Source organism: Psychrobacter sp. NPDC078929, from assembly GCF_050267985.1.
In the GTDB taxonomy this organism is placed as follows: domain Bacteria; phylum Pseudomonadota; class Gammaproteobacteria; order Pseudomonadales; family Moraxellaceae; genus Psychrobacter.
On record NZ_JBNNFX010000020.1, the window covers coordinates 49,503 to 74,240 of the forward strand.

19 protein-coding genes are annotated in these 24,738 nt (G+C 43.8%); 10 read left to right on the top strand and 9 right to left on the bottom strand.

Features of this window, described 5'->3' with window-relative positions:
* Positions 1 to 10 precede the first annotated feature (10 nt).
* Together ACQKCG_RS11150 and ACQKCG_RS11155 are read right to left on the bottom strand one after the other, a co-directional pair.
* Positions 11 to 3,208: a DUF2339 domain-containing protein gene (locus ACQKCG_RS11150; protein ID WP_101204911.1), complete on the bottom strand. Its 3,198-nt coding sequence runs from the start codon at positions 3,206 to 3,208 to the stop codon at positions 11 to 13.
* A gap of 172 nt (positions 3,209 to 3,380) precedes the next feature.
* Complete coding sequence (locus ACQKCG_RS11155; RefSeq protein WP_101204912.1) at positions 3,381 to 4,118, bottom strand: dienelactone hydrolase family protein; 738 nt, start codon at positions 4,116 to 4,118, stop codon at positions 3,381 to 3,383.
* A 235-nt stretch (positions 4,119 to 4,353) separates the two neighbouring features.
* On the opposite strand from ACQKCG_RS11155, the gene ACQKCG_RS11160 reads away from it, so the two are divergent.
* On the top strand, positions 4,354 to 4,893 hold the full coding sequence (locus ACQKCG_RS11160; RefSeq protein ID WP_227522902.1) for a YcgN family cysteine cluster protein: 540 nt from the start codon (positions 4,354 to 4,356) through the stop codon (positions 4,891 to 4,893).
* A gap of 7 nt (positions 4,894 to 4,900) precedes the next feature.
* Here the strand turns inward: ACQKCG_RS11160 and ACQKCG_RS11165 are convergent, their stop codons facing one another.
* Positions 4,901 to 6,235 (bottom strand): DUF4105 domain-containing protein, encoded by a 1,335-nt coding sequence (locus tag ACQKCG_RS11165; protein ID WP_101204914.1) that lies wholly within the window; start codon positions 6,233 to 6,235, stop codon positions 4,901 to 4,903.
* A 289-nt stretch (positions 6,236 to 6,524) separates the two neighbouring features.
* On the opposite strand from ACQKCG_RS11165, the gene ACQKCG_RS11170 reads away from it, so the two are divergent.
* The 5 genes from ACQKCG_RS11170 (at position 6,525) to ACQKCG_RS11190 (ending at position 14,007) form a co-directional block, all read left to right on the top strand.
* On the top strand, positions 6,525 to 7,424 hold the full coding sequence (locus ACQKCG_RS11170; RefSeq protein WP_057761902.1) for a CBS domain-containing protein: 900 nt from the start codon (positions 6,525 to 6,527) through the stop codon (positions 7,422 to 7,424).
* A gap of 276 nt (positions 7,425 to 7,700) precedes the next feature.
* The gene (lnt, locus tag ACQKCG_RS11175) at positions 7,701 to 9,275 is read left to right on the top strand and encodes an apolipoprotein N-acyltransferase (protein ID WP_101204915.1); all 1,575 of its coding nucleotides are present in this window, start codon (positions 7,701 to 7,703) and stop codon (positions 9,273 to 9,275) included.
* A gap of 192 nt (positions 9,276 to 9,467) precedes the next feature.
* On the top strand, positions 9,468 to 9,911 hold the full coding sequence (locus ACQKCG_RS11180) for a hypothetical protein (protein WP_101204916.1): 444 nt from the start codon (positions 9,468 to 9,470) through the stop codon (positions 9,909 to 9,911).
* A gap of 300 nt (positions 9,912 to 10,211) precedes the next feature.
* The gene (locus ACQKCG_RS11185) at positions 10,212 to 11,780 is read left to right on the top strand and encodes a peptide MFS transporter (protein WP_101204917.1); all 1,569 of its coding nucleotides are present in this window, start codon (positions 10,212 to 10,214) and stop codon (positions 11,778 to 11,780) included.
* Between the two features lie 409 nt (positions 11,781 to 12,189).
* Positions 12,190 to 14,007 carry an aminopeptidase P family protein gene (locus ACQKCG_RS11190; RefSeq protein WP_427585395.1) on the top strand — a complete coding sequence of 606 codons (1,818 nt, stop codon included), beginning with the start codon at positions 12,190 to 12,192 and terminating at the stop codon, positions 14,005 to 14,007.
* A gap of 138 nt (positions 14,008 to 14,145) precedes the next feature.
* Here ACQKCG_RS11190 and ACQKCG_RS11195 read toward each other — a convergent pair whose 3' ends face one another.
* From ACQKCG_RS11195 to ACQKCG_RS11205, 3 genes are all read right to left on the bottom strand, one after another.
* Positions 14,146 to 14,991, bottom strand: coding sequence for a hypothetical protein (locus tag ACQKCG_RS11195; RefSeq protein WP_427585396.1), 846 nt, complete (start codon positions 14,989 to 14,991; stop codon positions 14,146 to 14,148).
* A gap of 130 nt (positions 14,992 to 15,121) precedes the next feature.
* Positions 15,122 to 16,456: a beta-ketoacyl-ACP synthase II gene (gene fabF, locus ACQKCG_RS11200; RefSeq protein ID WP_427585398.1), complete on the bottom strand. Its 1,335-nt coding sequence runs from the start codon at positions 16,454 to 16,456 to the stop codon at positions 15,122 to 15,124.
* Between the two features lie 153 nt (positions 16,457 to 16,609).
* Entirely contained in the window at positions 16,610 to 17,968 is a 1,359-nt protein-coding gene (locus ACQKCG_RS11205; protein ID WP_427585397.1) for an anhydro-N-acetylmuramic acid kinase, read from the bottom strand.
* A gap of 143 nt (positions 17,969 to 18,111) precedes the next feature.
* Between ACQKCG_RS11205 and tyrS the strand changes: the two genes are divergently transcribed.
* A complete protein-coding gene (tyrS, locus tag ACQKCG_RS11210) occupies positions 18,112 to 19,326 on the top strand; it encodes a tyrosine--tRNA ligase (protein WP_298810344.1) in 1,215 nt (404 codons plus the stop codon).
* A gap of 99 nt (positions 19,327 to 19,425) precedes the next feature.
* The gene (locus ACQKCG_RS11215) at positions 19,426 to 19,653 is read left to right on the top strand and encodes a DUF1653 domain-containing protein (protein ID WP_101204922.1); all 228 of its coding nucleotides are present in this window, start codon (positions 19,426 to 19,428) and stop codon (positions 19,651 to 19,653) included.
* A gap of 88 nt (positions 19,654 to 19,741) precedes the next feature.
* Here ACQKCG_RS11215 and ACQKCG_RS11220 read toward each other — a convergent pair whose 3' ends face one another.
* Positions 19,742 to 20,710, bottom strand: coding sequence for an alpha/beta fold hydrolase (locus ACQKCG_RS11220; RefSeq protein WP_101204923.1), 969 nt, complete (start codon positions 20,708 to 20,710; stop codon positions 19,742 to 19,744).
* Between the two features lie 223 nt (positions 20,711 to 20,933).
* Here ACQKCG_RS11220 and ACQKCG_RS11225 point away from each other — a divergent pair, with 223 nt between their 5' ends.
* Positions 20,934 to 21,575, top strand: coding sequence for a hypothetical protein (locus ACQKCG_RS11225; protein ID WP_227522899.1), 642 nt, complete (start codon positions 20,934 to 20,936; stop codon positions 21,573 to 21,575).
* 107 nt (positions 21,576 to 21,682) lie between these two features.
* Here the strand turns inward: ACQKCG_RS11225 and ACQKCG_RS11230 are convergent, their stop codons facing one another.
* Both ACQKCG_RS11230 and upp read right to left on the bottom strand, forming a co-directional pair.
* Positions 21,683 to 22,432 (bottom strand): SDR family NAD(P)-dependent oxidoreductase, encoded by a 750-nt coding sequence (locus tag ACQKCG_RS11230; RefSeq protein ID WP_101204924.1) that lies wholly within the window; start codon positions 22,430 to 22,432, stop codon positions 21,683 to 21,685.
* 73 nt (positions 22,433 to 22,505) lie between these two features.
* On the bottom strand, positions 22,506 to 23,165 hold the full coding sequence (gene upp, locus ACQKCG_RS11235) for a uracil phosphoribosyltransferase (RefSeq protein WP_057761878.1): 660 nt from the start codon (positions 23,163 to 23,165) through the stop codon (positions 22,506 to 22,508).
* A gap of 481 nt (positions 23,166 to 23,646) precedes the next feature.
* Between upp and ACQKCG_RS11240 the strand changes: the two genes are divergently transcribed.
* Positions 23,647 to 24,213, top strand: a complete 567-nt coding sequence (locus tag ACQKCG_RS11240) for a DNA glycosylase (protein WP_404944621.1) — start codon at positions 23,647 to 23,649, stop codon at positions 24,211 to 24,213.
* Positions 24,214 to 24,738: the final 525 nt, after the last annotated feature.

Below are 24,738 nucleotides of genomic sequence, written 5' to 3' on the forward strand. Positions count from 1 at the left end.
AGCTTTGTCATTACGCCTGATTTTGGTTTTCTGTTTCCTCTTGCGCGGGTGGTAATGGGGCAAGGTAACCAATCAATAGTATTAAGCTGCCTGCACCAAGGAAGGATATCACTCGCCAAATTGCCTCAGTCTGTGACAAATCTACCAAGACCAGCTTGAGAACGACAATACCTAATAATTCAATACCCATAAACCAAAGCGCGCGCTGCCAATAGCGGCTGGCAAGGATAGTGGCGACCAAGGCTAAGAGCGTCCATAAAATTGTCAGTCCAGTTTGTACTTGCTCGCTTTGCCATGCGCCGCCTTGATAGTCATTCCAAAGTGGCGTACCAATAAAGGCGTGTAGCGTTCTGACCAACATGCTGGAGATTAACCAAAAACTGATTAGTCCCAATATAATTAGCAGATTTTCAGTGGTGAGTACGCGCTTAGATTTGGCAGCTGCACTCGAATCGATAACGGTGTCATTGCGACGGCGTTGGCTGATGTAATACAGACTAAAACCAACCGATAGCGTCAGCCAAGATGTGATGTCATATAGGTTGAACAATGGAAAATAAGACATTCCCCAAATCACACCATCATAAGACCAATTGGTAAGAACAACCCACAGTAAAGCAATGGGAGCAAAAATGGCAGCGCATCCTAATAGTGCCTGTTGCCAATCAAACCAATATAGCAGACCTTGTTCTGAAATTTTATTAGTCGATGTATTTTCTTCATTTTGACTGAGATAACGATGATTGAACCATAATCCAAATAATATGAGTGCTGCTGAAAACAAGAAAGCCATCACGCCATCAGAGTCTGGTAGGCCATAATGCGCCGCGGCAGCAATAAGTAAGATACCCGTACCTAGCCAGCTTGCAGCAGTATAACGTGAGGTATTCTTATTATCAGACCATGTATCAGACCATGTTTTTAGCCATAGCTGACCCATGACTAACCAGCCGATTATTAACCCCACAAACACCAACCATTCCGTTGTTGACCATGTTAAATTTTGCTCGAATTTTTGGGGCAGTTGCAGTATTAGCATGAAGTAGAACAAGGCTAATAATCCATGACTAAGCTGTCTGATTTCCGCCCACGGACGATAGCGATTGATGACCCAATAAGCGATCAAGCTCATAAGTGCTGCCAGTGCAATTACCGTCGTACTTGATTGCCAGATATCAAACCAATGATGCAAATCAAGCATTAGTACTTGTAGTAGCCAAGCCATCGCGGTCAATGTTAAAAATTTGATGAATCTAGGGCTATGCCAAACAAATTTGAATACGCGGCTTTGACTATCAATGGAGGTCAGCCATTGCTGCGCCGCTTGCGTACTGACACCCAGCGCATGGGCATAGTTGGTTAACGCATCTGATGTGCTGTCCAGTGATTGTATGACCGAAGATGTTGTAGCACCTTTATTGTTAAGGTTATTACTGCCGTCTAACGTATTAATCAGCGCAGCAGGGGAGTTGCTAGCACGTAAAATAAAGACGGTCGCTAGATAACTGAGCGCTGAAATACTAAAGGCTAAAACGGGATAGTCTTCGATAGAGAATATCGCTGTTGTCACTAGCATACCAATACTGACGAGCTGTAATAGTAAGCCAAATAATACCGACCACGATCGCAACGAACGCCTGCCAAACCATACTAGCGCCAACCCTTGTACTGACCAACCAAAAGCAATCCATTCAGCATCTAGCGCCATCGGAATAACGAGCGCAAAAAATCCTAATCCTAACGCTAGCATGCCTTCGGTGATTAAAGCATAGCGTTTACTGCGCTGGATAAATAGCCAGCCTAAGCCAAGATAAACCGTAGCCAAAATGGCACTGGTAATCGTGAGGGCGTTAGAGATATCATTTAGTAAGGCAGAAAATAAGCCAAAGGCCAGTAGCGGTACAGAAAACAGCAAACCCGTATCAATGGGGAATACATAGGAGCTGCCTACAAGGCCTTTGTCCAAGTGTTTTGTGCCATCTACATTATCAGCATGACTGAGGTTTTTCTCGTTTAGCGCATTATAGGTAATGATTTGCTGCGCATAACGAATGACGACAAATAAGTAAAGCAGCCAGTGTAAGGTTACTAACGCTATCAATGACCAGCGCTGCGTTTCAATGACAGTGCTCAGGTTTTCGCTGATACCCCAATAGTATGCCAAGCCAAATGTCACAGTCACACCGAATAGATTTAATATTTTCCACGGTCGATAGTGAGCAATGACGGCAATGGTGACGTTTAGCAGTAGATAATAGCTGAATAAGGTGACCAAGCTGCCAGTATCTTCACTGGTCAAAATTGGTGCAAAAAATCCACCAGATAATGCCAGTAAGGCTAATGGAAATGCGTTTTGACGTACGGCAAGGGCAATGGTAATGGCAGACAACAACCCAAGCCCGATAAAGCTTGGGATGCTAGGAATGATTTCATAAACACTGTAAGCAAAAAAGGTACTTAGATACGCAATTGCTAAGCCTGCGCCCTGTAGCGTAATCCCATATGAAAAGCGTTTTGCGGTCAGCTTTAATCCAAGCGCTGCCAATGCTAAACCTGTAACGCCAACTGCTATCAACTTCGTGGCAATCGAAATCTCGATATATTCGCTTAATAAGCGAAGCAGGAGTACTACGCCTACCAACAGCACCAGTACGCCGACTCGCACGACTAAGTTGCCACCGAAAAACCAGTTTTTGATTGAATGAATCAGTGAGGTCACAATAGGCAATGAGCGTTCATCTGGCTCAATCGGTGCGGTAGACGCCGTATTTTTCGTATTTATCGAGGCATTATTGCCTATAGATTTATCGTCATAGATACTTGATGCTGCATGTATGGTCGAGTTTGAAGCAACGGTAGGAAGCGGTGGTGGTGATACAGGCAGCTGATTATCTGGAGAAGAGTGTTGTGAGTCAAAAGCTATTTCTTTAGCATCATGGTCTTTAGCGTCACTGTCTTTAGGAACATTGCCTTTAAGATGAGGATCGTTAGTAGCAGCTTTGCGTGCATAATCATTTTTATCGATTAAAGGTGCAGACGAAGGCGTCATACTACGATGTCTTTGCTGCTCAAGCTCAGCTTGTAGATTCGTTACATCACGGCGTAGATGCTCGATTTTTCGAGCTATCCTAGTATATAGCGCGACCACTACAATCAATAAAATCGTAAAAGCCAGCCAGCCCAACTGGGTCACCATTAGATACAACATCTTCGTCACTCAATCCAGTTTATAGTAAAGTGATAATGACGTGATTTGATAAGAAGCACAAGACTACTCTGATTACTGGGCTAAAAGACAAATGCTAGAATGACACTCAAAATAAAAGGGCAGCTTAATAATTAAGCTACCCTTTTTAATAGTCTTTATACCAAATCATTTCTTATGCTAAATTGGCTTTCATAAACTCAATCATATTTTCCCAGCTTTGTTTAGCAGCGGCTTCATTGTAGCCAAGATCTACTTCATTTTTAGCTGCACGCTCATCGGCATGCGGGTTGGTAAAGCCATGTTTGGCATTGTCATAGACGTCGATAGTGTAGTCAACATCGGCTGCATCTAGCTCTGATTTTAGACCTTCGATAGCATCCATTGATACCATTGAGTCATCACGGCCATGAGCGACCAACACTTTTGCTGCAAAGTTTTTGTCTGCTGGCTGCTTTGGCGTTGGGTTACCATGGAACGTAGCAACCGCTTTTAGCGGCATGCCTTCGCGAGCCATATCTAGGACGACTTTACCACCGAAGCAGTAACCGATTGCGCCTAGGTTATCACCATCGACTGATAACTGATCGCTGAAATCATTCAAAATTAAGCGGCAGCGTGCCATTAGCATGTCTTGATCGGCCAGTACTTGCTCCATCCACATGTTTGCCTGCGCTGCATCAGTAGTTAATTTGCCTTCACCGTAAACGTCCATAGCGACTGCTGCATAGCCCGCTTCTGCCAAACGCTCAACCACTGATTTTGGATGATCGACCACGCCCCACCATTCTGGTGCAACCAAGATACCTGCTGCTGGATTTTCATCTGAAGCGTTTTCTGGTAGTGCTACATAACTGATAAGTTCTACACCATTCTCGGTAGTACTGATTAATTCAAACGTCTTAATTGACATATTATTGTCCTTTTTTATGTTGTGAGTTTTAATTATTCGTCATTGTGATGGTTCGTTTTTCTAACTCGTACTACCTTAACGCCCATGTCTAGCAAAAACAGCTATAATACTGTAACGCTCTTTATCAAAATGCTACTGCGACTTTATGACTATAAATTTGTTAAACAAAAATAATGACCAATCTGACTTGAACTTAGGTTTCGATGTAGCGCCCACGCCTGCGCAATCGGTGAGTTTGTTCCCTGATAGTGCCGATGTCGATTCTAATGCTGATACTGACTCTAAGTATGAGTCTGAGCCACTACGTCCGCAGTTTTGGTCGCGATTTGCGTTGACAGAATTAAACCATAGCGAGTGGGAGGCGTTGTGTGATGGTTGCGGCAGTTGCTGCTTGATTAAGTACATCGATGAAGATGAAAGCGGCAATGTGGATGAGGAGCTGGTCGAGTATACCGATGTCACCTGCCAGTTGATGGACTGCGCGACAGGATATTGCAGTCACTATGCAACACGTCAGGAGCACGTGCCAGACTGTATTCAGCTGACTATGGACAACTTGCCCAAGATGATGTGGCTACCATCGCACTGCGCTTATAAGCGTTTGTATAAAGGGCAGGGCTTACCAAGTTGGCATTTACTATTGACTGGGGATGCGGTGGTGACACAACAACAAATGCGAGCGGCCAACGTGGGCGTCGCTGGTCGCTGTGTCACGGAAATCGGTATGTCTGATGAAGAGATGGAGACACGGGTGGTTAATTGGGTTAAGCCTTAATCTACAGTTAGTTAGATGCCTGAGCAGTAGATTTGGCCTTTGCTTCCGCACTGGCTTGCGAGTTAGCCAATGCTGGTATCGGAATATCTTGACGAATCTGCTGTGAGAATTTATGGCTGTTTTTATCTCTATCGATATCAGACTGTGAGTTGACTTGATTATCAAAGCCTTTTGCTTTCGGGTTAATATGGGTACGCTCGTACCACGTATTCATTGACCAAGGCTGGTTGTTCTTTTCTGGCGCCGCATCCAACATGCCTACATCATATAGATAATTCGGTAACCAACCAGACACCCAAATCCGATAATCCCATGGCAAACGATCGCCACTAACGATACGCGCCATATAAAAGATAATATTGGTACAGTTGCTAATCAATGTATTGTACCAAGCAGGTTTAGCGTTCAAATCATCAGCCGCAGTCAGATAAGACTCAAATAGCGACCTCACTTCATGCTGCTGCAAATTGCTAATAGGAAACAAATAAACCTGCTCGCCGCGCGCATTGCTGCGAGTGTAAATAATATCGCGCTCTTCTGCGGCAATCAGGCTCAGCTCATAACGTCGAAAAAACCCAGCCAGCGCTGAAAAAGACTCGCCGTCTTCTTTACGAATCTCAAATGAGAAGGCAAGTGGTCTATCATCTTCGAATCGAAAGCTAACTAAGGTATGAGCAATCAGCGGACCCATCCAATAAGAGTTGGTCACATCAACGCCAGAGAGTTTAGACAAATCAATCGTACGGGTATCCCAATGTTCAATGGCATCTTCTTCAGTTTGCCAATCAAAGTTACGGATATTGGTTAAGGTAATCAAGTCAGGGTTGGTCGCATCGCGCTCATAGGAGACTCGCTGGTCGACCTCAGCCATCCATTCTCGATCTTGTTTAGGTTCGATAGAAAAAAACCAACCTAGACCTACCAGCCAAACAGCGCCATATACGCCGATAAGCAGCTTGGTTGCTTTATTTTTGCTAATTGATTTCTTATTAGACAATGAGTCACTTTGCAATATTCTTGTGACAGTATCCCAATAACGTGTACTTAGCAGCGCAGCCAATATACCTACAATCGCTATTGTCGCAATCCAAGTCAATACTGAGCTGACGCCATACTGATACCAAATCGCAAGTAACAACCATAGCGCTGATAACAATAACGTAACGGCAATTAAAAAAATCACAAGATGCTGGTGCCATGTAGGCTTTGGGTGTTCACGTTCTAATGTTTTGCGTTTTAAGTCCAGACTCTCTAAACCACGGCTCTCTAAGCCACGACTGTCTGACCGTCGACTGCGTGAACGCGACGAGAGTAAGCGAGAAAAAACGGAACGTAGCGACATAGGGTTTGCTTTGATAAATAAAGGCTTTGACCATAGCAAAGTTTATAACAGGCTGACAATACAATTTGAGTGAATTTGTCGTTGAATGTCGGTGAGCCTTGCGATAAAGTGAAGCTAATTTGTACTAGCAAATTTGTTATTCATGCAGTAATTAATAACAAACTAGCCGTTTTATTTGCTACTTTTATCCCCATCTAGGCTCTACTTGTTTTTTTTATTGAGTATTGTTCGTTTTTCCATTGAATACTATTCTAATTTTTATTAACTAAAGAGGTTAAATCACACCACCATGTCTGACGACACTCCCAGCCCGAGTAGTTGGTCGATGCGCGGCTTAAAACGCTGGCTATCGACCGCCCCCGAAACCCGTGATGAATTGATTCGTCTGGTACAAGACTCGCGCCAGTTTTTAGAGCCTGATACTGTCGATATGTTAGAAGGCGTGTTAGATTTGCCTGCGACACAAGTCCGCGAAATCATGACGCCGCGTCCGCAAGTAATTGGTCTGCACGAGAGTACCAGTCTTGCTGAAGTGATGGACATCATTCTTGAGACCACCCATTCGCGCTATCCTGTTTTTGACAGTCAAGATGATGATGCCGTCATCGGTATCTTATTGGCAAAAGACTTGATTCCAATTTTGGTACATATGGTCCGCAATCAAGAAGATAAAATTGACAGTAAGCGTCTTAGAGACTTGGTGCGTCAGCCGCTATATATCAGTGAAACGGCTCGTTCTGATACCTTGCTACGCTCTTTGCAGCGTACTCAAGTACACATGGCGATTGTCGTGGATGAGTTTGGTAACTTCGGTGGTGTGGTCACCATGGAAGACTTGTTGGAAGAAATCGTGGGCGACATCGTTGATGAGCATGATGACTTTGATGAAGACAGCGATATCAATAACATTGTCCCTGATCCAGAAAAACCAAATACATGGCGTGTGCAAGCGTCTACAGTAATTGAAGACTGTAATGATGAGCTTGGTAGCCGTTTTGACGATACCGATGTCGATACGATGGGCGGTCTGGTCATGCAAGCACTTGGCTTCGTTGGTGATTTAGAGGGCGAGAGCGTCGTGATAGATGATTGGAAGATTACTATTACCGATGTCGAAGGGCGATTTATCCAAAATTTAGAGCTGACCAAAACCAATGCTGAGCAACAGATATTGATAGGTAGCCACTAGCTTGCTTATAGTGTCACGATAGTTGGTCAATGAATAAACCTTGTTAGCAAATTCAATAAAAAACACGATGAAAAATCGTGTTTTTTGCTTTCTGCCTTTTGAACTTTAGAATGAGGTTTTAGCTACGCAAATTTACCCACTTGTAGGTTTTGACTGGTATCATGGGTGGGTTTTATTTGTGGCCCTGCATAAAGCATTGTGCAGTCAGGTTTTGCGTGAGTGTTATCTCATCGCTTAGCTGAGAAATTTTAGAAAATATGGTTTTGGATAACTGCTATGCGTCTGTCTACTGTTGATTTGCAAAAACGTCTGAACCCCGATAAGCCAAAAGGTTTACATATGGGATTGACGGTATTAATAGCTTGGCTGGCAGGGGCAGCTTTCATACTCGCGCTCGCGCCTTATGGCATTTGGCCAGTTGCCTTGGTATCACCTGCTATTTTATATGCGTTATTGGTACCAGCGATGACAGGTCGCCGCGCCTTTCTAATTGGTCAAGCGTACGGTACAGGGCTGTGGTGTGTTGGAGCATTTTGGCTATACACCTCGATACACGTTTATGGCGATACACCCGCATGGCTTGCGCTGATTATGATTGCGCTTATGGGTCTGGGCATGGGTTTGTTCCATGGCTTTTTGGCGTTCATCTTTAATCGTGTGGTCGGCAAGCAGCCGTTATCTTTTGCCGCCCTGTGGATACTCCAAGAGTGGATGAAAACGTGGCTATTTACTGGTTTTCCTTGGCTATTCGTTGGTTATGCATTTACTGAGCAGTACTGGTTGTCGTCGCTCGCGCCTGTGGCTGGTGTCTTTGCGGTTTCTTTTGTGGCAGTACTACTGGCTGCCAGTATCGTTGAGCTGTTGCGTCGCCGCGGTGGCTATATGATTCCATCGATAGCCTTGCTAGTCATTAGTAGCGCGCTATGGTTAATCAATCCGCAGTGGACCAAACCAAAAGGCACTCCTGATTTATCGGTATCTTTGATTCAAGGTAATATCCCTCAAGACCTAAAATGGCTCACTGAGTATCAGATTGAAACGCTAAAAATCTATGCAACGTTGACCCGAGATGAGTGGGGGCGTGACATCGTGCTGTGGCCTGAATCTTCGATTCCTATGTTTCAGACAGAAGCTGTGGGTTTTATCAGTGAAATGGTCGCGATGGCTAAAGAGACTGACACGACATGGGTGACAGGTATTCCTTATAAGGATGAAGCAGCGTTTGATGCCAGTACAGATAAATATCCGCCGTTCTACAATAGCGTGGTAGCGCTAGGGGCACAGGCAGAAGGGCTGTATAAAAAGCAACGTCTGGTGCCATTTGGGGAATATATTCCATTCCAAGGCGTGCTCGATATTTTGCCTAATCTAGCAGGTAGCCAAGATATCATGAGCTATAGTCGCGGCAGTGATCAGCAGTCGCCGCTGCGTGTTCGAGGGCACAACCTAGGTGCAGCCATCTGCTACGAAGTAGCGTACCCAGATACCACGCGTAAAAACGCGATTGGCACAGATTTCCTATTAACCATTTCAAACGATGCGTGGTTTGGTACGTCGGCAGGCCCGCTACAGCATCTACAAATGGTACAGATGCGCGCGTTAGAGAACGGTCGCTGGTTTATGCGTGCGACCAACACAGGTGTGACAGCTATTATCGACCATAAAGGTCGTATCGTAGAGCGTGCACCGCAGTTTGAACGTACTGTATTGCGCGGTGATATTCAGGCACGAGTTGGCAACACGCCATTCATGCGTTTTGGTCAATATCCTATTTTGTTTATCATGGCACTGTTGCTGATACTTAGCTATTTGGGTAAACGTACTAAGTCTCCAGTACGTTTGGTTAAGTAATATTATTAAGTAAGATGTGTCGATAGCGAATAATAGATAACTGATTAAGTGGTTAGCTGTCACAAGTGCCAAAAATGAATAGTTAAATTGTGGATAATAAACCCTTTAAATACTTAAGGGTTTTCACAAATCAGTATAAATTGCGATATAATAGGTCAATATTTCAAATATTTTGTGCAAGGTGGATAAGGTATGTCAGAAGGTATCGTTAATAACAATCCAAAAAAAGAGCTGTTATTCGCTTTAGGTGGCATTGCCATGTTCCTAGGTATTGTCTTACTTATTGGTGTTTCTGCATTTTTGCGTCCAGCAGGCGAGCATATCACTGCTGAGACGACTGAAGCGTCGGCTGCGGCAGATGAAGCAGAAGCCAATGCTACTGAAGAAGAAGCGGCTCCAACCGATGCAGAAGCTGCAACAACAGCAGAGGCGTCAGATGCTACAGCGCCTGAAACTGCAGCAGATGCAACACCAGCGGCAGATGCAGATAGTGCAGTCGTTACTGCGGAAGCAGGTACAGCGACTGCCTCTGGCACTGTAAACCAAGCCGCTGTTGCTGATGCTGATTTGACAGCTGAGCAAGCGGATGGTGACTTAGAGGCTGGTGAAGCTACTGAAGAGACCGCAGCACAGTAAGCTGTAGTATGACTGTGTAAATGATCTAAAATAGTGCTACTTAATTATAAAATGAGTCTTATTATGAAGTCTCTATCAACAGTGCTATAAGCATAATGATACAGTTCTAAATAGTCATAAAAAGAGCCCGTTCTCAACCATTGAGAGCGGGCTTTTTTTTATGAGTATTTGTGTAATTTTTGATCAACTTTTTCTTTACTTGATTATAACCAAGTGAAACAATGTTCCGCCTATATGACCGTCCATCTGGATAATCAGGGGTTTGGTCATTACAAATATGATCTTTAAAGGAATAAAGTTATGGGCACAGAAACAAATTCGGGGGCTAGTGCAGCAGAGTTAGAAGCTCTAGACAATGGCTTTATGGGACATCCTGCGCCCTTACGCTCATTGTTTTTTACCGAAATGTGGGAGCGGTTCTCCTATTATAGTATTCGTCCACTATTGGTTTTATTTATGGTGGCAACAGTGAGCAGTGGCGGTTTTGGCTTTAGTGAAGTCACCGCTTCTGCTATTTATGGTATTTTCGCTGGTTCGTTATACTTAGCAGCAGTACCAGGTGGCTGGTTAGCAGATAACTGGCTAGGTCAAGAGCGTGCGCTGTGGTGGGGTAGTATCATTATTGCCCTTGGTCACTTGTGTATCGCGCTTTCATCGATGTTTGGTATGACGCTTTTCTTCGTTGGTTTAATCTGTATTGTCTTGGGCTCAGGGTTATTTAAGACCTGTATCTCAGTGATGGTTGGTGCCTTGTACCCGAAAGGCGACTCTCGCCGTGATGGCGGTTTCACCTTATTTTATATGGGGATCAATATCGGTGCGTTATTAGCGGCACTTATCGTCGGCGTATTCAAAGAAAAAGGCATGTGGCATGTCGGCTTTGGCGTTGGTGGTTTGGGTATGCTGGTCTCATTACTGATCTATCGTTTTGTCGCGCAAAAGAACTTAACGCGTTATGCACGCGCCAAAGGTATTTCTGCTGAGTGGGAAAAATCTAACGACCATTACAAAAACATCGGTCGCTGGGTTGGTGGTTTCGTTGCGTTGCTAGTAGCCGCAGTGCTACTAGTGTCTACTGGCATGATATCGTTTAATCCTGAGATGGTTGCAGAGTATATGACGTATATCATTGCTGCGGTCGTCATCTTGTATTTCGCTATTATGTTTATCTCACCGCGATTGGATAAGACGGACAAACTACGCTTATTAATTTGCTTTGTTTTAATCATTGGCTCGACGCTATTTTGGTCAAGTTTTGAGCAGCAGCCAACATCTTTTAACTTATTTGCCGATCGTTATACCGATCTGAATGTTTTAGGATTTGAGATACCGAGTATCTGGTTCCAGTCATTGAACCCACTATTTATTTTAATATTGGCACCTATCGTTAGTATTATCTGGGTCAAGCTTGGTAACCGCGGTCTTGAGCCTAGCAGTATGGCTAAGTTTGCACTCGGTATGCTACTGGCAGCCGCAGGTTTCGCCTTGATGATTTTCGCCTCAAAAAGCATTTTAGCGCCTGGTGCTGGCTTGGCATCGCCACTATGGTTGGTTGGTAGTTTATTATTATTGACGCTAGGTGAGTTAGCATTAAGCCCAGTTGGTTTGTCTGCCATGACTAAATTGGCGCCAGAAGGTATGCAAGGTCAAATGATGGGGCTATTCTTTGCTTCTATCGCTATGGGTAACTTGGTTGCAGCTTTCTTTGGTGGGCATGTATCTGCTGATAAAATCGAAGGCTTACCAGGTCTGTTCACAACCATGACCATCTTCTTGGTAGTGACCGCTGTACTATTATTGATACTAGCAAAACCTATCAATAAAATGCTTAAAGAAAGCGAGCGTGAGAAACAACTGGCCAAGCAATAAGATAGTCTGATGTACATTTGTGAATAATAACAGCACAAGTGACATATGATGAGACGTGTTACCATTACTGGTAGCACGTTTTATTGTTTTAGTTAGTGAGATATTTGGCACAAGCCATTGAAAGCTTGCTATCTGCCCAAACATCTAATGATAGCTCACTATAAACAGCAGTACAGCGTTTTATAAGCCTATATTCGTTCAATTTTTTATTCTGAATAAGTAGAAGCAACTACCCAAACAAATACAGTCAAATAAGTAGACTGTTTGCTTGAATAATTGCTATCAATGATAAATATCTTATTAAAACTAAAGCGGTATCAACAACTCAAATAAGACGACTATTAGAACAAGACTATTGTAAATAATCGCTCCATCATCAAATTTTATAACCTCTATAAGGACACATTCAATGAATAAACAAGCCATTCACGAACGTATTGCTAACTTACGTAGCACCTTAGCCGCGCAAGATCTCACCGCAATCATCGTACCCTCTGCTGATCCCCATTTATCTGAATATCTACCAGAGTACTGGCAAGCACGCTTATGGCTGTCAGGGTTTACCGGTTCTGTCGGCATGCTGGTTGTGACTGCTGATTTTGCAGGTCTATGGACGGATAGCCGTTATTGGGTACATGCCGCTGACCAGCTAGAAGGCACAGGTATTACTTTAGAAAAGCTTGCGCCAGGTCAGCCAAATCATATCGATTGGCTAGCCGACCATTTGCAAGAAGGGGATAGCGTAGCAGTAGACGGCAATGTGCTATCTATCGCTGAGCAAGATCGCCTGCTAAATGCCTTTGATGCCAATGACATTACTTTGATTACTGAACGTGATGTGCTGACAGAGATTTGGAAAGATCGTCCGGCACTACCAGCGGCCAAATTATACGCTCATGATGAGCAGTTCCTTGCTCAGTCTGCCACCTCAAAACTTGCAGCAGTACGTGAAGGCATGGCAGAAGCGGGTGCGACCCATCATTTACTCTCAAGTCTAGACGATATCGCTTGGTTGACGAACTTGCGCGGTGCTGATGTTGATTATAATCCGGTATTCTTGTCACATATGTTGATTGACGCAGACAAAGCAACGTTGTTTGTTGATACTGATAAAGTAAGCGAAGATATTGCACAGAGTCTAAAAGACAGCGGTATCACATTAGCTGACTATTCTGCTGTGCAAGAGGCATTGAGCGCATTAACGCCAGACGATTTATTATTGTTAGATCCGAGCAAAGTCGCAGTAGGTACACTCTCAAAAATGGCAGACGATGTTGGCTTTATTGAGCAAATGGCACCTAGCACATTACTCAAATCTGTAAAATCTGATGCAGATATCGATCATGTGCGTGAAGCGATGCGTCAAGATGGCGCTGCCTTAGCTGAATTTTTTGCGACATTTGAGCAGCGTCTAGCAAACGGCGAGCGTTTAAGTGAACTAGATGTTGATAGTATGCTGATAGACGTGCGCAGTCGTCAGCCGCATTATGTCTCGCCAAGTTTTCCGACCATCGCAGGCTTTAACGAAAATGGTGCGTTGCCACATTACCGCGCAACGCCAGAAAAATTTAGCTACCTTGATGTGACCGAGGGCGAAGGCGGATTGCTACTGATTGACTCAGGCGCACAATATCAAAACGGTACGACTGATATCACCCGCGTAGTCGGTATTGGGCAAGTCACTGCTGAGCATAAACGCGACTTTACGATTGTGCTAAAAGCCCACATTGCGCTGGCTCGCGCTCATTTCCCTGATGGCATTGCTTCACCATTGATTGATGCTATTTGCCGTGCGCCATTATGGCAAGCACAGATGGACTATGGTCATGGTACGGGTCACGGCGTTGGTTATTTCTTGAATGTACACGAAGGCCCACAAGTCATCGCCTATAGCGCTAGCACACCAAAAGAGCGTGCGATGAAAGTTGGTATGATTTCTAGTAATGAGCCAGGTCTATACCGCGAAGGTAAATGGGGTATCCGTATCGAGAACTTGGTAGTAAATACGCCAGTTGCTAAGCCTACTGAGACAGAGTTTGGTGATTTCTTAAACTTTGAGACCATCACTTACTGCCCAATCGATACGCGTCTGATTGAGCCGTCACTGTTGGATCAAACCGAGATTGATTGGCTAAATAACTATCATAGCCAAGTCTTCGCAGAGCTAAAAGATCGTGTTGAAGGTGCAGCGCTTGAGTGGTTGACTGAACGTACTAAAGCCATTTAATACCAAGCTCAAAACATTAACTAAAAGTACTAAAAAGCCCCGTAAATAATTTACGGGGCTTTTTAGTGTTCGTTATTTAATACTTACTACTGAGCAGCTGTTTCTAAATATACGTCTAACATTGAAAAATAATCACTATTAGTGGATGCTTTTCTTAGCAGCTTCATTATTAGTAGTTGAGTCGTTTTGTTCGCTAAAGTGTTGAGTGACCTCAGCACGTAGCCAAGACTTTAGGTTTTCAGACATTAGCATCATTTGCTCACTTAGATAGTCATCGACCTGTGTTTCTAGCTCGCGGATTAGCTGTTGGTGTGTTGCATCTAGCTTCGCGTCTTTTAATGCCAAATTAATCGCTGCACTGGCTTTATTATTAATATCTTTAATATGGTTATCGCTAAGCGTATGTGCCTGTTCGCCAATGTTTCTGTTATCAGCATTTTTATTATCGTTAGTATTGCCTTCAGTATTTACGACTTTTGGTGCGTCTTTTTCAGTCTTTGCACTAGAGTTATCAGTAACAAAATCGTCAGTAACAGCGCTATCTGCCACGACTTTATCTGTGTTTGATTTAGCTACGTCGGTAGCAGCTATTTCTTTGTCGTTGTCTGTCTCTAACGCTGACTGCGTATTTTTTTCTTGTTCTTTTTGAGTCGTTTCTGCCTTACGTGTGGCTTCTTCTGCTTCTTTTTTCTTCTGCTCGTCTTCTAGCTTTTGTTTTGCAGCTGCTGCGTCTTCTTGCTCTTGTTTGTCCGTAATTGCTTTCGCAATGGCTTGCTCTGCATTGTAGTTGTCATATAGCTCGTCTACATGGGCATCTAAATCATGAGTATTAAAAGTGAAGTCTTCAAATGAGGTGTCAGATTGCAGCAGGGTAGTGATGTCTTTTAGCTCTTGGGTAATCGCTGCGCGTACTGGCTCAGGTGCACACGTCCAGCGTTGATAAAACTGATGGGAAAATGAGTAGCTTGACATGGTATCGTCCATAAATGTTCCAAAAATTACCCCTTATCATACGCAAGTACGATAAGGGGCTGCAAGTGGACAAACGTAGCAAATCTGACACCAACGTTACAACGCATTCATTACCATGCGCTGCGATGTGGATGGATGGCTGTTATTGATTGACAGGCCAGCGAGCAAATACCAATGAGCCATTGGTGCCACCAAAGCCAAAGCTGTTGGATACTGCGTACTGCAAGTTATCAACTTTGCGTGATTGATTAGCCACATAATCAAGGTTACAGTTTTCCTCGACATCGTCTAGATTGATCGTAGGCGGTACATGCTGATGCTGTAGCGCTAGTACTGTAAAGATAGCTTCAACTCCGCCAGCGGCACCAAGTAAATGACCGGTCATCGATTTGGTTGAACTCACCAAAATGCTGTCTTTCACTGGCGAAAATACCGTTTCGATAGCAATAGACTCAGCAACATCGCCAGCAGGGGTACTAGTACCATGAGCGTTGACATAACCGACGCTTGATGACTCGATACCAGCATCGTTTAGTGCATTTCGCATCGCTCTGGCCGCACCGCTACCGTCTTCTGGTGGTGCAGTAATATGACTGGCATCATCACTCATACCGAAACCGACTAGCTCTGCCAATATCGTTGCACCGCGCGCTTTGGCATGGGCAAGACTCTCTAATACCACCACGCCAGCACCATCACCAAGGACAAACCCGTCACGATCTTTATCAAATGGACGCGAGGCTTTGGTTGGCTCGTCATTGCGCGTAGAGAGTGCATGCATCGCACTAAAGCCAGCTATACCAAGTGGGCTAGAGCCTTTTTCACTACCGCCTGCCAACATAACGTCAGCATCACCATAAGCAATCAAACGAGCAGCAAGACCCATAGCATGAGTCGCCGTGGTACAAGCCGTCGATGTCGCAAGGTTTGGGCCTTTCAACTTATGCTTAATTGCTACCAGTCCAGCGGCCATATTAACGATAGAGCCTGGAATAATGAAAGGTGAGACTTTGCCTGCGCCTTTTTCATGTAGGGTATCACGGCTGTTTTCGATTGTTTGGATACCGCCAATACCTGAACCTAAAATGATACCAAAGCGATCTTGGTCAACGCCTTGCACAGGCGCATCAGCAGCACTGACTTCATCGATAAAACCAGCGTGCTTTAGGGCCATGGCAGAAGCGGCAACCCCATAATGCATGAACTCATCATAGCGACGCGCATCTTTGGCATTCATATATTGCTTGGCATCAAAGTCTTTGATCACGCCTGCGATTTGCGCACGGTAGCCGGTGGCATCGAAATGCGTAATCGGGGAGATACCACTCTCGCCATTGAGCAACTTGGTCCATGAGCTATCGACGTCTAGACCGAGCGGCGTAATGGCGCCCATACCTGTGACTACCACACGCGTATCATCAGAACGCTCGTAGTGAGGTGGTTTTTGACGCGATTTATGTACAGGTGCTGCAGTCATATTATTTGTGTCATCAGTGGTGGCTTGGTCGATAGGTGAACTACTATTCTGGCTCATGCGATATATCCTATACTTACAGGTCCTAAGAGAATGGCGTTTCAAAAGTCATTATAAAACACATAGGTGCACGTATGTAAACTAAAATTTAAGTGGTCAGGCGAAACATACTTGACCCAATACCACGCCTTTATTTGCACCCGTTACCGCTGGTAAATTGCCAGTTTCACCCATCATTGTTTGTCTGGCTAACCATGCAAAAGCAACAGCCTCAACCCAAGTGGGTGCTAGTCCTAAATGCTCGGTGGTTTGTACGGTACAATTAGGCAAATGAGCTTGCAGGCGTGACATTAAATAGTCATTCAATGCGCCGCCACCGCAAACATAGACCGAGCTGTTTTTCGAATGACTGATAAACATATTGATTTGCTTACTGGCACTGATAGCGGTTAGCTCAGTCAAGGTTGCTTGCACATCGGCGGCTGAATAACTGATGTTAGCATTCGCTTGCTCAAAAGCCTGTAGCTCACCCTGCAACCAAGTTAAATTAAAGTCCTCACGGCCTGTACTTTTTGGATGAGACTGAGCAAAAAATGGGTGTGCCAAAAGTTGCTGTAATAATAACTCAATGATGGTGCCAGACTGCGCCCAAGCACCACCTGCATCATAAGCATTATCGGTATGCAAAGATATCCACGCATCCAATAATAAGTTGGCAGGACCCGTATCGTAACCCACAACTTGAATTTCTTCACTGGCTGGCAAGATGGTTATATTAGCAATACCGCCTAAGTTTAATAGCACACGGGTACTATCAGGGTTGGCAAATAGTGCCTGATGAAACGCAGGTACTAAGGGCGCGCCTTGACCACCAACTGCCATGTCACGACGTCGGAAATCACTGACCACGCTGATGCCTGTGCGCTCCGCGATGATATTGGCATCGACCAGTTGCAACGTGAATCCCATCTGCGGGCGATGGCGTACGGTTTGTCCATGACAGCCAATCGCCAGTACTGACTCAGGATCGGTATTTGATTGCTGCAATAAAGTATTGACCACCTCGCTCGCGAACTCAGCATACGCGCGACTTGCCCAACCGAACCAATCCAATTCACTGTTTGGTTCATCGGCCTCTGGTAAAAGTTGATTCACACCATTCGGCTGACATAATGCTAATAATACTTCACGCAGACGTGGCGGAAAATCTTGGCTATAGGTCGCCAGTAGTTGCATCGGTGGTTGTGTATTGTCTTCGTTGCTTATCTCAGGATTAAACTGACAGAGGACAGCATCCATACCATCCAAACTGGTGCCAGACATCATGCCGATATATAAGCCATCATCGAAGCTTTCAAACACCGTTTGCTCAAGTGCATCAGTTAGGGTGGCATAGTTCGAATTATCAGAGGTCAAATCATCAATATCGTCTGAAGGGTTATCCAAACCATTATTCATAAGCAAGTCTGCGAGGGCATTATGGTCAGTATCAGCAATCGATGCGGGGTTGGTCATGGCAATTTACCTTAAAAAACGCTAGTATATCCGTCAAATTCTAGCATTTTTTCTGACCTTTTGAGGTTCTAAACTTCCTAAGGTGTTGAGCCAGTAACCGTCATTCATAAAAATCCCAATTAAAGTGATATATAGAGAGCATCATGACCAATCAAACTTACACCCTAGAAGAACAACTGGCCCTTATTCAGCGCGGTACGCAAGAGATATTATCTGAAGATGACTTAGTGGCTAAGCTAAAGCTCAATCGTCCACTACGTATCAAGGCTGGTTTTGATCCTACCGCCCCTGATCTGCATTTAGGTCACACAGTATTGATCAATAAGCTTAAGCATTTTCAAGATTTGGGTCATGAGATTTATTTTCTAATCGGTGACTATACCGCCAAGATTGGTGACCCTTCTGGCAAAAACAGCACGCGTCCACCGTTGACTGATGAGCAAATCAAAGCCAACGCCACGACTTATGCTGAACAAGTATTCAAAATCTTGGACAAAGAAAAAACCCGCGTGGTCTTTAACTCTGAGTGGTTCAATGACATGAGCGCCGCTGATATGATTCAGCTGGCCAGTCAGCAGACCGTTTCGCGTATGCTTGAGCGTGATGATTTTTCAAAACGCTATGCATCACAAACGCCCATCTCTATCCATGAATTTCTTTATCCGTTAGTACAAGGCTACGATTCTATCGCTCTAAAAGCCGATGTTGAGCTTGGCGGTACCGATCAAACTTTTAACTTGCTAATGGGTCGCACGTTGCAAGGACGCTATGGCCAAGAGCCGCAAGTTTGTATCACTGTGCCAATCTTAGAAGGGCTAGATGGTGTCAATAAAATGTCCAAATCACTGGGCAACTATGTCGCGATCTATGATGCACCAGGCACCATGTATCAAAAAATCCTGTCGATGCCGGACACACTGATCCATCGTTACTTTGAATTTTTAAGCTTTAAGCCAATGGAAGAAGTGGAAAGCTTGATGCGTGAAATGAAAGACGGGCGCAATCCACAAGAAATCAAACGTATCCTTGCCGAAGAATTAATCGAGCGCTTCCATGATGCCGATGCCGCTGCCAATGCGCACAAATCTGCCGGTAACGTCTTAGCAGATGGCGAGCTACCAGTGGATTTGCCAGAAGTAACATTAACGCTTGAAGAAGGTCAAGAGGCCTTGTTTATCACACAGGTATTAAACCAAGCAGGTTTGGCTAAAAATAGTGCAGCGGCAAAAGACATGATCAAGCGCAATGCAGTCAAAGTCGATGGCGAAGAGGTCAATGCTGGCTTTAGCTTGACCTCAGGTCAAACGGTTGTAATTCAAGCAGGCAAGAAAGCCTATGCAAAAGTGACGGTTGCTTAGATAATCTATAAAAATAATTAAGAGCGAGGTCGGCAGTAATTGTCGACCTTTTTTATGAAGCGATAATTAGCAGCCATTTTTTAATAGTAGGAGTTTGCTATGACTAAAACCATTCCCCAAGGCATTTACCGCCACTATAAAGGCAGTTTGTATCAAGTACTGCATACGGCGCAGCATTCAGAAACCGAAGAATCGCTAGTGGTATATCGTTGCCTATACGGTGAATATGGCGTGTGGGCACGTCCGCTTGCGATGTTTGCTGAAACGGTTACGGTCGATGGTAAGGAAATTCTGCGATTCGAATTGATTAAGCCATTAAATGATTAATACTTAGCCAATGATTTAGATTGAATTTAGCGCACAAAAAAGCGACCCGTTGAGGTCGTTTTTTTTGTGCATTATCGCAAACTTACAATTAAGCATTCAGAAATTCTTTCAATACTTTATAAAATGCTACAGGTGCATCCATCGGCACGGCATGGCCCGATGTTGGCAAAATAATACTGTGCGCATTGGGCAGCAGAGTGGTCAAACGCTGTTGCCATTCTGCATTATATAACTGCGAGCGCGCACCAATCAGTAAGGTAGTCGAAATATTGACCGTTGGCAAAACGTCGCGGTAATCGTAGGGCAGTGCAACATACGCAGATAGGCAGCGTAGTTTGTGTTGCCATGTCGCGTGCTCCATCAATGAGATTTTGTGCGGTGCCCGATAGCTGAGGGCTTTTACCAATAATTGCGAAGGTTTGCGACTGACAGAGAGCAGAGAAAAAGAGCGTTCCATGTCTAATAAATTTACTTTTAATCGATAGGGCAGGTGACGGAAGTCGACCACTTGCTCGGCTTGTAAATAAGGAGCAGTGTCAGTAATTAACTGTGTAAATTGCGCAAACAATTCGGTTTGTCGTGTACCGAATACACCGCCACCTTGCCAGTCTGGCTGATTATGAATAATCGGTGCTTGATCAATGTTCAGATAGTGACTGACGCGCTGAGTACCAAAGCGCTGAAAATATGCCCACATGACCAATGCTCCCATCGATATCGCGGCAACAGGAAAAGCCTCAAAGCCAGTTTCTTTGCTCACGTACTCAAACACATCTTGGGTATCTTGTGCATATTGCTCAATAAAATCAAACGTTGGCAACGTTAGGTCACTGGCCAAACCAAACCCTCTAAAATGTGGCAAGTAAAAACAGTAGTGCTGAATGAGCGGTAAAATAAATGGCAAAAATTGCCGCGCATCCATACCAAAAGCGTGCATTAGTAGGACAGGTTTACCTTTGCCAATAACAGAGACGGGCAGCAACGTTCCATCAGCTGTTTGGACAGTAATGGTCTTTAGCTGGTAGGGAGTAGGAAAGGGTATGAGGTCTTTTTTCATAGAGTGATATCTCTTTGATTTTTCAAGCTGTCTCGGTCAATTTAGCTAAGAGAGTATTGCGGTAGAGTACACAGCTACAAAATAGTTATACCGCGAATAAAAGACTGCTATATTGAAGCTGTTACCAGACCATAGCATAGAATTTGGCTAAGGGTAGAAGTCAACAGTGAGACGATACCAACGCTATTTAGGGACTGAAAATGATCGTTGAGGATATAAGCGCATGAGCAGATCAACATTACCATTACTCGATAGTAGCCTATATCCACAAGTATGGCAGCAGCAGATATTTACCAGTCCGAAGGCGCTTTTGCTGTCGATGTTGTCTGCTACTTTGAGTAGGAAGGTAACAATTGATGCCAGTGCTTTCACCAAACAGTTATTGGCAGATGATGTTTATCAAGAATGGATTAATACCACAGTATTTGGGCGTTATTTGCATCGTAACTTCACCGCATTTTATCAGCAGACAGAAGACAGTTTTAATACAGATATGCCCGCATTGTTCCGACAAGAATTAGTACGCCATGCGCAGTATTTACCATTAGGTCAAGTATTGTTTTTTGCAGGAGATATGTCCAAAAGTGTACGACAGACTAAGATGTTAACCACGACGGTGAATCCGGCAACGACAATAATAAATACTCAGAAAATGTCTCATAATCTGGCACAAAATCTGACCGTGAATACGTCAAGGTTAATCATTAATCAGATAACCATCACTGGTAAGCAAGTATTGGGGTTTGCCATACGTCATAATAAGCGCACTAGTGAACGTCTGCGTAACGAAGTGCTGATTTTGGACTTTCAGGATTTGCGTTTGGTCAATGAGCAAGCTATTGAAGATGTAAAAAAAGCAATATAGATGACTCTATATTGCTTCGATCTTATGAGATGCGCTAACAGGTTCGGTGTTGATAAGTGTTATATTGATAATCAACATTGACACTAAAACTAGTCGAGCAGTTAATATTAATCTTGCTTGGCAATCGTCAGTCCATTATAGGTCTGGGCGACTGGCATTACTTCTAGGCGGTTGACGTTAATATGAGCAGGCGACTCAATCAACCATAACAAAATATCACCAATATCTTCACCTGTCATAGTTTTAAAGCCATCATACACCTTGGCAGCTTTGTCATCGTCACCATGATAGCGCACGTTTGAAAACTCAGTGCCAGCAACGTTGCCAGGTTCAAGATTGGTCACACGCACTTGGGTACCAATCAGATCTGCTCGCAAGTTTAAGCTGAACTGTTTTACAAACGCTTTAGTTGCGCCGTAAACATTGCCACCAAAGTAAGGCCAGCTACCAGCTATCGAACCGACATTGATAATATAACCATTATCGCGCGCGACCATCGCTGGCAAGACCGCATGGGTCAATGCCATCAAGCCTTTGATATTGGTATCAGTCATACGCATCCAGTCATCAAGACTGGCCTTGTGAGCAGGCTCTGTACCCAGTGCCAATCCTGCATTATTGACCAAGACATCGATTTGTTTAAAATCATCAGGCAAGTCAGCAATGATTTGCGGAATAGAAGCTGTATCACTCACATCCATAACCACGGGTAAAAAAGCCTCACCTAAAGTCTCTGCCAAGGCATTCAGTTTATCAAGGCGTCTGGCGCAACCAATCACGCGATGGCCGTTAGCAACCAAACGTTCTGCCAACGCTTTACCAAAACCCGCGCTCGCTCCTGTAATCAATACGTTCATGATCTGTCCTTATTATTGATGCTATCTGCTGTTGCTATAATTTTGATGACGACTTTATTTACCCTAATGCGACTTATCTATTCGATAACTGCTTACCAAAAATCTTATCACCAGCATCGCCTAGACCTGGGATGATGTAACCATGCTCATCCAAATGGCTGTCTAGCGCAGCGGTGTAGATAGTCACGTCAGGATGCGCTTCATTTACCAAGCGTACGCCTTCAGGTGCAGCCACCAATACCAATGCTTTAATATTAGTACAGCCATTTTTCTTTAGCATCTCGATGGTCGCAACCATTGAGCCGCCTGTGGCTAGCATTGGATCAATGATAAGTGCAGGACGTTTGTCCATGTGGCTCACGAATTTTTCAAAGAAAGGGACTGGCTGCAACGTTTCTTCATCACGTTGTAGACCGACCACAGAAATCTTAGCAGTAGGGATCAAATCGAGCACCCCATCAAGCATGCCGATACCTGCGCGTAAAATCGGTACGATCGTCGCCGTCTTACCGATGATTTGCTCACCAGTGATCTCGCCACACCATCCTTCCATTGGGAAAGTTTCGATTTCAAAGTCACGGCTTGCTTCATAAGCCATCAAGCGCGCAAGCTCTTTGGTCAATGTACGAAATTTATAAGTACTACAGTCTTTTTCGCGCATAAGGCTGAGTTTATGACGGACTAGTGGATGATCGATTACCGTAATTTTTAAATCGCTGTTTAAGTCACTCATAAGTACTCTCTTGGTTTCTTGTCTGATGCTTGCGCAGTTACTGCGGTTGCTATTAGTATAAAAGATACAAACACTTACCGCACTTTAACCATATCTTTAGCTCATAAATAGTAAAGTTAAATCCTTCACAATCAAGCTAATTAACTACTTTACGACAGTGCTCATTTATCGCAATGACAATATTTGCGTTCACAGCTGCCATCAAAGCCTAAGCAATTCAGGCCAAGTAAAAAGATATCGCGCTATTTAAGTCAACTGATTGAACCGACTAAGTTTGGCTATATAGCGTGATTACAAGTGAGGTAGTGTTTAGACTTGCTATGATACCAAAAAAACCGCTTTTCTGATGAAGAATATCATGACTATAAAAACACCAAGCACTCAAAAAACCACTGATACTGAATCGAAATTGTCTAATGACAAAGCCACAGAGCTCGAAACCCATCCTTTTGAGCCTGTCTTACCACCCAATGCCACGGTCATGATGATGGGTACGTTTCCACCGACTGCTGATAAATGGGCGATGAGCTTTCATTATCCTAATTTTTATAATGATATGTGGCGGATATATGGTCGAGTATTTTTTGATGATGCTGACTACTTTAGAATAGGCGATGAGAAGCGCTTTGACCCTGAGCGCATTCGAGATTTTATGTTTGAACGTGGCATTGCGTCTTGTCCGACAGTAAAGCAAGCCATCCGTGAGACGGGTAATGCTTCGGATAAAAATCTAACAGTAGTCACACCTGTTGATTTAGAGGTTATCTTGCCACAAGTGCCGAAGGTAAAGTCATTGTTTACGACAGGAGGCAAGGCGACCGAAGTACTGCTTGGGTTATTAGACGAGCCAATTGCCAAATCAAAGCATCCGAAAACCAATCAAAGTATGGATTACCCTTATCAATGGCAGAGTAAAGATAACCAGAAAGCTGATGTGAATAATCTAATCTTATATAGATTACCTTCAACCTCACGTGCTTATCCACTATCGTTGGATAAGAAAGTCGCTGCGTATAAATCGTTTTTTGAAAAGATGGGTAAGTTATAAAATGGAAATAGAGAAATGGTTGCACTAATAGACGATAAAGCTCAAAAATAATACGAGGTAACTATCTAGTAAAGCTAAACGTTTTTAATGTTAGAAAGTATAGTAAATAGCACATTTATAGATAGTCTTTAGGCTTATTGAAATTAACTAAATCATAACTCATTGAAAGAAATAAAGATTTACTCATCTTCTAAAATAAGATTAAAAACATTAATAAAACGGGTTGACACAAAAGTTAAACCGTCTATAATACGCACCTCATCAAGACGAGCTGGAAGTAGCTAGTGTGTGATTACACATTAACAACCCAGTTAACTTGTTGAAACAAATTAAAAAAAAGAAGTTGACAGACTATTAAAACATGATATGATGGTCAGCTCGCTAAATAGGATAAGCCACATTGGCTGACTTATTTAGTTTGAAATACTAGCACTGGACGACAGTGTCAGACATTATTTAAAAGCATAACTAAAGAACAACTTGTGTGGATTTTTGCTGATTCAGAATGCTAAAAAATAAAGTTGA